The sequence below is a fragment of the Peribacillus sp. P4_C12 genome (assembly GCF_056402095.1).
In genome coordinates, this window is sequence record NZ_JBFUIB010000339.1 from 1 (window position 1) to 4,101 (window position 4,101).

At 35.2% G+C, this 4,101-nt stretch carries 5 protein-coding genes; 3 read left to right on the plus strand and 2 right to left on the minus strand.

The window, feature by feature from the left end; all coding sequences use genetic code 11:
• On the plus strand, positions 1–1,426 hold a 1,426-nt coding region (locus AC1DUW_RS22375; RefSeq protein WP_477643500.1), incomplete at its 5' end, for an SH3 domain-containing protein.
• A 260-nt stretch (positions 1,427–1,686) separates the two neighbouring features.
• On the opposite strand, the gene AC1DUW_RS22380 is transcribed toward AC1DUW_RS22375, so the two are convergent.
• Positions 1,687–2,133: an Rrf2 family transcriptional regulator gene (locus AC1DUW_RS22380; protein ID WP_477643501.1), complete on the minus strand. Its 447-nt coding sequence runs from the start codon at positions 2,131–2,133 to the stop codon at positions 1,687–1,689.
• A gap of 449 nt (positions 2,134–2,582) precedes the next feature.
• Between AC1DUW_RS22380 and AC1DUW_RS22385 the strand changes: the two genes are divergently transcribed.
• A complete protein-coding gene (locus AC1DUW_RS22385) occupies positions 2,583–3,272 on the plus strand; it encodes a DsbA family protein (protein ID WP_477643502.1) in 690 nt (229 codons plus the stop codon).
• A 3-nt stretch (positions 3,273–3,275) separates the two neighbouring features.
• Positions 3,276–3,686, plus strand: coding sequence for a disulfide oxidoreductase (locus AC1DUW_RS22390; protein WP_477643503.1), 411 nt, complete (start codon positions 3,276–3,278; stop codon positions 3,684–3,686).
• 149 nt (positions 3,687–3,835) lie between these two features.
• On the opposite strand, the gene AC1DUW_RS22395 is transcribed toward AC1DUW_RS22390, so the two are convergent.
• On the minus strand, positions 3,836–4,101 hold a 266-nt coding region (locus AC1DUW_RS22395; RefSeq protein ID WP_477643504.1), incomplete at its 5' end, for an Rrf2 family transcriptional regulator.

Here is a 4,101-nt window from a genome sequence, read left to right on the forward strand (position 1 = left end):
GCCAGAAACGGAATCCACACCATCCATACCTGAAAAAACGACGACGAAATATGTAAATGTAAGTTCAGGAACGCTCAATATGCGGAATAAACCGTCAGAAGACGCTTCCATCATTGTGAAATTGGCAAAAGGTGTAGAGGTAGAAGTCATATCGGAATCGAATGGATGGTCAAAAATTAAAGCGTATGGTGGAGAAGGGTACGTTAGTGCGCAATATCTATCAACAACGAAGCCTGGTTCTATCCCGGAAAGCCCGGATCCGGATCCAGACGATGAAGAAACCACGGTAGTTAAATATGTAAAAGTGGTTGATGGCTCTAATTTAAATATGCGCTCTTCAGCATCAACTTCAGCTTCAATTATAGCTAAACTTGTAAACAATACGGCGGTAACAGTTTATTCGGAGTCTAATGGGTGGTCAAGAATCACGGCGAATGGAAAGACAGGATATGTAAGTTCGCAATATTTATCAGCCAAAGCACCAGAAAGTCCAGGGAATTCGAATGGAACGATCATCAGGGTTGATAAAGAGTATAATCTTACGATGGACAAGATGGTTGAAATTCAAATGGCTGTAAATGGTCAAACGGATAAAAAGTATAAAACCTACATACGTGAGGATGGGTTAACTTTAATCAATTCAACAAAAGGCACGGTAAAAGGAACCAATTGGCGTGTAAGAGGCGGAGCCGGATCTAATTATTGGGTAGTGGGGGCTGTCAGCAATAATCAATCATTGGATATTAAAACAAAAGTAAAGGGCTCTGACGGATACTATTGGTATGAAGTGAATTATAACAAGACATGGGTAAATGCTAGTCCAGAAGATATAAAATATAATATCAACCCTGATAATTTTGTGAATGATCCAGTCCATTCGTTCCAATTCGTTAAGCTCTCTCAATTGACCAACATGAATGTTTCTGAAGTGAATGATAGAATCCTTTCAGGTAAAGGTATCTTACAAGGCCAAGCTGCAACCTTCACTTCGGCAGGAGAAAAATATGGGGTAAATGAGATTTATCTTATTTCACACGCTTTGTTGGAGACAGGGAACGGGACTTCACCGTTAGCGACAGGTGTCAAGGTGAATGGAAGAACGGTCTATAATATGTATGGAGTAGGAGCATATGATGGATCAGCGGTAAGCAGTGGTGCACAATATGCTTATAATGCAGGATGGTTCACTCCAGAAGCGGCCATCATTGGCGGTGCTGAATTCATTGCCAAAGGATATATCTCTGCTGGACAGGATACGCTATACAAAATGAGATGGAATCCCACAGCCTCAGAGAAATATGGATATGCTTCACACCAGTACGCAACTGATATTGGTTGGGCAACAAAACAAGTGAAACAGATTTATAATTTGTATAGTTTGTTAGATTCATATAAATTGACGATTGAAATTCCTAAATATAAATAAAAAAGTAAAAACACATGTGAATATCTCATGTGTTTTTACTTTAAGCTATTATTCGCAGACTACTTTGTTCCTTATGAGAGGATATATCTATGAAACAGGCATATTATCTTCGAAATTAAGGAATATATCTATGAAAAAAGCATATTATCTTCGAATTAAGGAATATATCTACGAAAAAAGCATATTATCTTCGAAATTATCTCTATATCGATTTTTCTACAAAAATAAACAAATATCACTAATGGATAAGCTGATCTTCCTTAGAATGACCGTTTACCTAATTCTTCTTTTTCTAAAATATCCTTTACAATATCTTCAATAGTTACTACGCCTAATGCCTTTTCTAAAGCTAGTTCTGCAATTGAAAAGATAGGTTCAATTGCATCTTGAATGTTTCTTCCAACGGGACATGCTGGATTTGGGTTATCGTGGATTCCAAATAACTCTTTATCCTGCACCACGTTAACAGCCTGATAAACATYGAGTAATGTAATATCGGATAATTCCTTAGCCAAAGTAGCTCCAGCRATACCTGGCCGAACATTTACCAAACCTGCATTTCTTARCATGCCAGTGATTTTTCTTATTAAAGCAGGATTGGTGTTAACACTTTTTGCGATAAATTCAGATGTATTAACTCCCTCTTTATTTATTTCTAAAAGAGATAATATATGGATTCCAACTGAAAAACGGGTACTGATAGACATCTTTTTCTCTCCTTTAAAATCTCTATACTTAAATAGTATAAATTATTTAACATGTAATACAAGTAGTTACAAGTTAAAAAAATTAGAGAGATAACCCAGTTTTTAGTTTGAAAAGTGTGTGAAATGGAAGGTATGTTAAGAGCCAAAATAAAAGTTACGTGTAATTGACAAAACACTCTCCTGAAACTTATATTATTACATGTAAATGAATTAGTTACAGGGCGGAAAAGTAGAAGGGGGGAAATTGGCATTTTAGGTGCTAATTTTGGTAGTACCGCATTAGATGAAATAGAAAAACCTTAGTATATCCATGAAAGATTTTTTTGTTTTGGAAGCTGATTATTTCGTGACATGTAGTAAGTATCAATAAATGGAGAAGCCAAATGGAGTTTGAAAACCGAACCTCCACGAAGTGTTTCTGCCCAAATACATAAGTATGGAGGTATAAGATGACTAAAAACAATAAAAATAATAAACAAAAACAATCGTCTACATTCACATTTTGGATCATAGGGTTAATTGCTGTTATTATTATCGGCTTTATATTTTTAGCAAATGGAAAAGAAAAAGATGTAGCCTTTGAAATTGATTATAAAGGACAACCCTATTTAGGAGATAAAAAGGCTCCTGTTCAAATTGTTGAATTTGGTGATTATAAATGTCCAATCTGTAAATCATTTGAGGAGAATTTCTTTCCCTCTATTCAAAGTGAATTGATTGACACCGGAAAAGCACAATTTTACTTCATGAATTATTCGTTTATTAACGTAGATTCAATACGATCCGCTAAATTCGCGGAGACTGTTTATAAGGAATTAGGAAATGATACCTTCTGGGAATTTCATGAGCTGTTATACAGTAAACAGCCAGATGATCAGAAATATGAAAAAGAAGATGTGTTTACGGACAAGTTTTTAGAAGAAACCTTGAAAGAAATCGTAAATGCTAGTGATGTCAAAAAGGTTGTTACATCTTTTAAAGCAGATTCTTCTGAGGATTTATGGAACAAAGATATGGAGAATGCGGCCGAATTAGGAGTATCTGGAACACCTTCCTTATTTGTTAATGGCAAGAAGTTTGAAGGAAATACACTTGAGGATTTAGTGAAAATGGTAGACGAAGCTGCGAAGGAGAAATAGTTCATGAATAAGCCACTGTTATTTTCCTGGATAATATCTATCATTGCGACATCTGGAAGTCTTTATTTTAGTGAGGTTCTTCATTATGTACCATGTACGTTTTGTTGGTATCAAAGAATCCTGATGTATCCATTGGTTTTTTTATTAGGCCGTGCTTTTTATGACCAGGAACTAAAAATTTATCGTTATATTCTCCCTTTGTCGATTTTAGGTATGTTGGTTTCAGGATATCACTATAGCTTGCAAAAAATCCCTGCTCTTCAACAGTTCGAAATGTGTCAAAGTGGTGTTCCTTGTTCAGGAGAATATATTAACTGGCTTGGATTTATCACCATTCCGTTGTTAGCTTTTACTGCTTTTTCATTTATTACTGTATGTATGGGAATACTTATGAGTAAGAACAGTAATGATTGAGTAAGTAATCTTTATATTAATACACCCTTTGATAAAGGCATCTTTCGTTGTGGAAATGGTTTCACTTTACCTCTACAATGAATGGTGCTTTTATTTAATTTGCACCATTTCGTAAAGTTGATGTACTTCCCCAGAATCATCTATATACATTACTGATTATTAAATTTTTCTTTTTCTAAAATATCTTTTACAACATCTTCAATAGTTACTACTCCTAATGCCTTTTCTAGGGCTAATTCTGCAACGGAAAAAATGGGTCCAATTGTATCTTGTATGTTTCTTCCAACGGTACATGCTGGATTTGGCTGTTCATGAATCCCAAATAATTCTTTATCCTGTACCACGTTAACAGCCTGATAAACATTGAGTAATGTAATATCGGATAATTCCTTAGCCAAAGTAGCTCCAGCGATAC